The 3,991-nt window shown below is 63.7% G+C and carries 5 protein-coding genes, 1 pseudogene and 1 riboswitch; of the genes and pseudogenes, 1 reads left to right on the top strand and 5 read right to left on the bottom strand.

Annotated features, from left to right (window positions below; translation table 11 throughout):
• The 5 genes from tolA to ydfG all read right to left on the bottom strand — a co-directional run.
• The coding region (tolA, locus tag VG320_RS02420; RefSeq protein WP_327198574.1) for a cell envelope integrity protein TolA at positions 1–747 on the bottom strand (747 nt) is incomplete at its 3' end.
• Positions 744–1,190 carry a protein TolR gene (gene tolR / locus VG320_RS02415; protein WP_327198573.1) on the bottom strand — a complete coding sequence of 149 codons (447 nt, stop codon included), beginning with the start codon at positions 1,188–1,190 and terminating at the stop codon, positions 744–746. The genes tolR and tolA, both read right to left, overlap by 4 nt.
• 18 nt (positions 1,191–1,208) lie before the next feature.
• On the bottom strand, positions 1,209–1,886 hold the full coding sequence (gene tolQ, locus VG320_RS02410; protein ID WP_027817805.1) for a protein TolQ: 678 nt from the start codon (positions 1,884–1,886) through the stop codon (positions 1,209–1,211).
• 157 nt (positions 1,887–2,043) lie between these two features.
• Positions 2,044–2,535 carry a tol-pal system-associated acyl-CoA thioesterase gene (ybgC, locus tag VG320_RS02405; RefSeq protein WP_327198572.1) on the bottom strand — a complete coding sequence of 164 codons (492 nt, stop codon included), beginning with the start codon at positions 2,533–2,535 and terminating at the stop codon, positions 2,044–2,046.
• 65 nt (positions 2,536–2,600) lie between these two features.
• The gene (gene ydfG / locus VG320_RS02400) at positions 2,601–3,356 is read right to left on the bottom strand and encodes a bifunctional NADP-dependent 3-hydroxy acid dehydrogenase/3-hydroxypropionate dehydrogenase YdfG (protein ID WP_327198571.1); all 756 of its coding nucleotides are present in this window, start codon (positions 3,354–3,356) and stop codon (positions 2,601–2,603) included.
• Positions 3,357–3,523: 167 nt separating this feature from the next.
• A riboswitch (ZMP/ZTP riboswitch) is annotated at positions 3,524–3,703 on the top strand.
• A gap of 160 nt (positions 3,704–3,863) precedes the next feature.
• Here ydfG and glyA point away from each other — a divergent pair.
• Positions 3,864–3,991: pseudogene (gene glyA / locus VG320_RS02395) on the top strand (serine hydroxymethyltransferase); the annotation flags it as partial.

Genomic DNA, 3,991 nt, shown 5'->3' with positions numbered 1-3,991 from the left:
CTTCGCCAGACCATTACCGCTGGAGCCTTCGCCGCCGCCCATCGAACCTTGCATCTGCGCGATGCGCGCGCGCCGTTCAGCGTCCATCTTCTTCGCCTGTGCGTCGGCCTGTGCCTGCGCCTTGGCCTTGGCGTCGGCTTGCGCCTTGGCCTTGGCGGCCTTGTCGGCGTCGGCCTTCTTCTGGGCGTCGAGCTTCGCCTGCTTCTGCTGCTGTTCTTCTTCCTGCTGCTTCTTGAGCGCGTCCTGCTGCTGCTGTTGCTGCTTGAGCTTTTCAGCGGCTTGCTGCTGCTCCTGCTGCTCCTGCTGCTGTTGCTTGAGCTTCGCCTGCTTCTGCTGCGCGGCCAGTTGCGCCGCCTGCTGGGCAGCCAGCTGCTGCTGACGCTTCGCTTCGGCTTCCTGCTGCTGCTTCACACGCTGCTGTTCGGCCAGTTGCGCCTCGCGCGCCGCTTCCTGCTGCTTACGCTTTTGCTGTTGCAGCGCGATGTCGGCGTCTTCCGTCGGCTGCGGCGGCGGGGCGGGCTGCACCGGCACCGGCACGGGCGGCGGCAAGGGCTTGGGCGTGGACAGGTCCGGGACCTCGGTCCACAGCTCCGCTTCCTCGCCCGCCGGCGTGCTGTTCTGCCAGTGGATGCCGTGGTAGAGGAAGAAGCCGAGCAGCACGTGCATGACCACGGCGAGCGCTATAGCACGTCCCGTGCCGCGCTCGCGCGGTGGCTGCAGCGGATACGATTCGTTCTTCCGGATCATTGCGATTTGACGAGCAGTCCGACACGTTTGACGCCGTGCGCCTTCATATCGGACATCACGTTCATCACCGTCTCGTACTTGACGGCCTTGTCGGCGGCGATCACGACCGGCTGGTCGGGATGGCTCTGCTCGCGGTCGGCGACAAAGCTGTTGAGATCGGCGCGCGACATGGTTTCCTGCTGGGTGGCGCCTGCATCATCCTTGTAGCGTACGCTCAGATTGCCGTCCGGGCGAATGTTCACCACCACGGGCGGCACCTGCTGCTGCTGCGACGCACCGCCGACAGTCGGCAGATTGACGATGGACGGCGCCACGAGCGGCGCGGTCACCATAAAGATCACGAGCAGCACCAGCATCACGTCGATGTACGGCACGACATTGATGTCGGCCATCGCACGGCGCGAGCGGCTGCCTCGCATGCTCGAACGCATTGAGCCTGCCATCTTCGACTCCTTTGAAGATTAGTGGGCCTGACGCTGCAGGATGTTCGAAAACTCTTCGATGAAGGTTTCGAAGCGGATTGCCAGACGGTCGATGTCGTGCGCGTAGCTGTTGTAAGCGACGACGGCCGGGATTGCGGCGAACAGACCGATGGCGGTAGCCGTCAGCGCTTCGGCGATGCCGGGCGCGACGTTCGCAAGCGTCGCCTGCTGCACGTTGGCCAGACCGCGGAACGCATTCATGATCCCCCAGACCGTGCCGAACAGACCGATGTACGGACTGACCGAGCCAACCGAGGCGAGGAACGAGAGGTTCGCTTCGAGCGCATCCATTTCGCGCTGGAACGCTGCGCGCATCGCGCGGCGGGCGCCGTCGAGCACGAGGCTCGGATCGTTCAGACGCTTCTCTTTGGCCTTGAGGAATTCACGCATGCCCGACTCGAAGATACGCTCGAGCGCGCCGATCGTGTGACGGTTGTTGGCTGCGCTTTGATACAGCGCCTGCAGGTCGCCGCCCGACCAGAAGTCGCGCTCGAAGCGCTCGGTCTGCCTGCGCGCGCGGCGGATGGCAAACCACTTGCGGAAGATGAAGGTCCAGGAAATCAGGGAAAGCAACAGGAGCAGTCCCATCACCGCCTGTGCCAGTATGCTCGCATTAAGAACGAGAGAAATGATCGACAGATCTTGTGTAGTGTTCATAGAGGTTCGGTGTAACGTCCCGGGAGGGGCGAGCGGCTGCAAGACAATGCAAAGCTTCCCGAAGGCAAACGGCAAGGCTTCGCACAGCTGCGGCCGAACCCAGCTTGGTCCTGCAATGACCGACGCGAGTTCACTGGCGTCGTATCAACGGCAATAGTTAAGTTGTCGTTGACACAGTGGGTAAGACTTTCTTCATGCCGCGTTCCAAAGCATCGAAAACGGGGCCTGGAATGGCGGCCGGACGCATCGCGGCGCCGTCGACGCAGGCGACGCGAATCTTGCCCGTCGCCAGCAGCGTTTCACCGCGCCAGGCTTCCTGCATGAAGTCCACGGAGGCCCGGCCAAGCTTGTCGAGGCGGCTCACGACCGTCACGACATCGTCGAGCCGGGCAGGTGAGCGGTAGTCGAGCGCCGTGCTGCGCACCACGAAAAGCGTGCCTGATTCTTCCGCGAGCCTGCGCTGATCGACGCCGCACGCGCGCAGCCATTCGGTGCGCGCGCGCTCGAAGAACTTCAGGTAGTTCGCGTAGAACACGATGCCGCCGGCGTCGGTGTCTTCGTAGTAGACGCGGACCGGCCATGTAAAACCTTCCGCGGCCTGTGTTGGGGCCGTATCCGGCTTGCTGGTGGTTCTTTCCATGCCGCGCATTCTACCGGAACGCGCGGCCGCTACGCCGTTCGGACGACTGAGCTAAGAAAGGATTTAGAAAGCTTTCAGCCGCGATGAATGGTCAGTCCAGCGAAGCTTTGGGCGACCGGCATCAGCTCGATCGTATTGATGTTGACGTGCGCGGGACGCGTGGCGATCCAGTAGATGGAATCGGCGATGTCTTCGGCCGTGAGCGGCTCGACGTCCTTGTAGACGTTGGCGGCCTTGGAGTCGTCGCCGCGATAGCGCACGTTCGAGAATTCGGTGCCGCCGCACAGGCCTGGTTCGATATCCGTCACGCGCAGCGCGGTACCGGCGAGGTCGGCGCGCAGGTTCAGGCTGAACTGGCGCACGAAGGCCTTGGTTGCGCCGTAAACGTTGCCGCCCGCGTACGGCCAGCGGCCCGCCACCGATCCCAGATTGAAGATGTGGCCACGGTTGCGATCGACCATGCCCGGCAGGAACGCGTGGGTGACCTGCACCAGACCCGTGCAGTTGGTCTCGATCATGGTTTCCCACTCGTCGAGATCGGCTTTCTGGGCCGGTTCGACGCCCAGCGCCAGGCCCGCGTTGTTGACCAGCACGTCGATGTTGGCGAATTCAGCGGCGAGGTTGGCCAATGCGGCCGGCGCGGCCTCGACGGCGGCGCGGTCGCGCACGTCCAGTTCGAACGGCAGCAGCGCGTCACCCAGCTCCGCGGCGAGGGCATCGAGGCGGTCCTTGCGGCGCGCGGTGGCGACCACGCGGTGGCCGCCCTTCACAAAGGCTCGGGCGATGGCGGCGCCAAATCCTGCTGATGCGCCGGTGACGAAGACAATCATGGTGGCTCCCTGGTCGGTAGAAGGCGAGGAAAGGGGAAAGCCTACTTCCAATGCCGCGCTGCGGCAAGGAAGCGGCAATACCCGCGCAAGCCGCGCCAGTCGTGGCTCAGGGGGCGCGAAGGAGGTCCGGTTGCCTAATATGGTCGCATCCAATACACTAACGCGCTCAATCCCTGCGTGACTGGCGATAGGGTTCCTGAAGGGGCGATGCGGCGACTGCGGCTGGAATTGCGGTTGTAACAATTGCCCGGCAAGCTGCGCAAAGCGCGGCTCGATCGGGAACTCAAGGTGGAACGACCCACCGTGAAGCGCAGGGTGCCGTTTTGCCGTTCGCCTGGGCAGCCGAGATCCGCGCGCTTTCCATAGCGCTGCACGGGCTGTCCTGCCTCGCGTGTGCGGCACCTTCTTCCGCCACGTCAAGGCTGGCCTCTTCGCCAGCAGCGCCGCGTACCCGCTACGCGTTCCGCGCGAGACCCGGTCAACCTGAACACACTTAACGGAACCCGTATGTTTGATAGAGCCGAAAGCACCATCGCCAAAGTCGATCCCGAACTGTTCGCCGCGATCGAACTCGAGAACCGCCGTCAGGAAGATCACATCGAACTGATCGCGTCGGAAAACTACACCTCGCCCGC

Origin of the sequence: Paraburkholderia sp. (assembly GCF_035948235.1) — a bacterium.
In the GTDB taxonomy this organism is placed as follows: Bacteria; Pseudomonadota; Gammaproteobacteria; order Burkholderiales; family Burkholderiaceae; genus Paraburkholderia.
The sequence above is the reverse complement of the archived record's forward strand: the minus strand, read 5'-3'. Positions and strand labels throughout refer to the sequence as shown.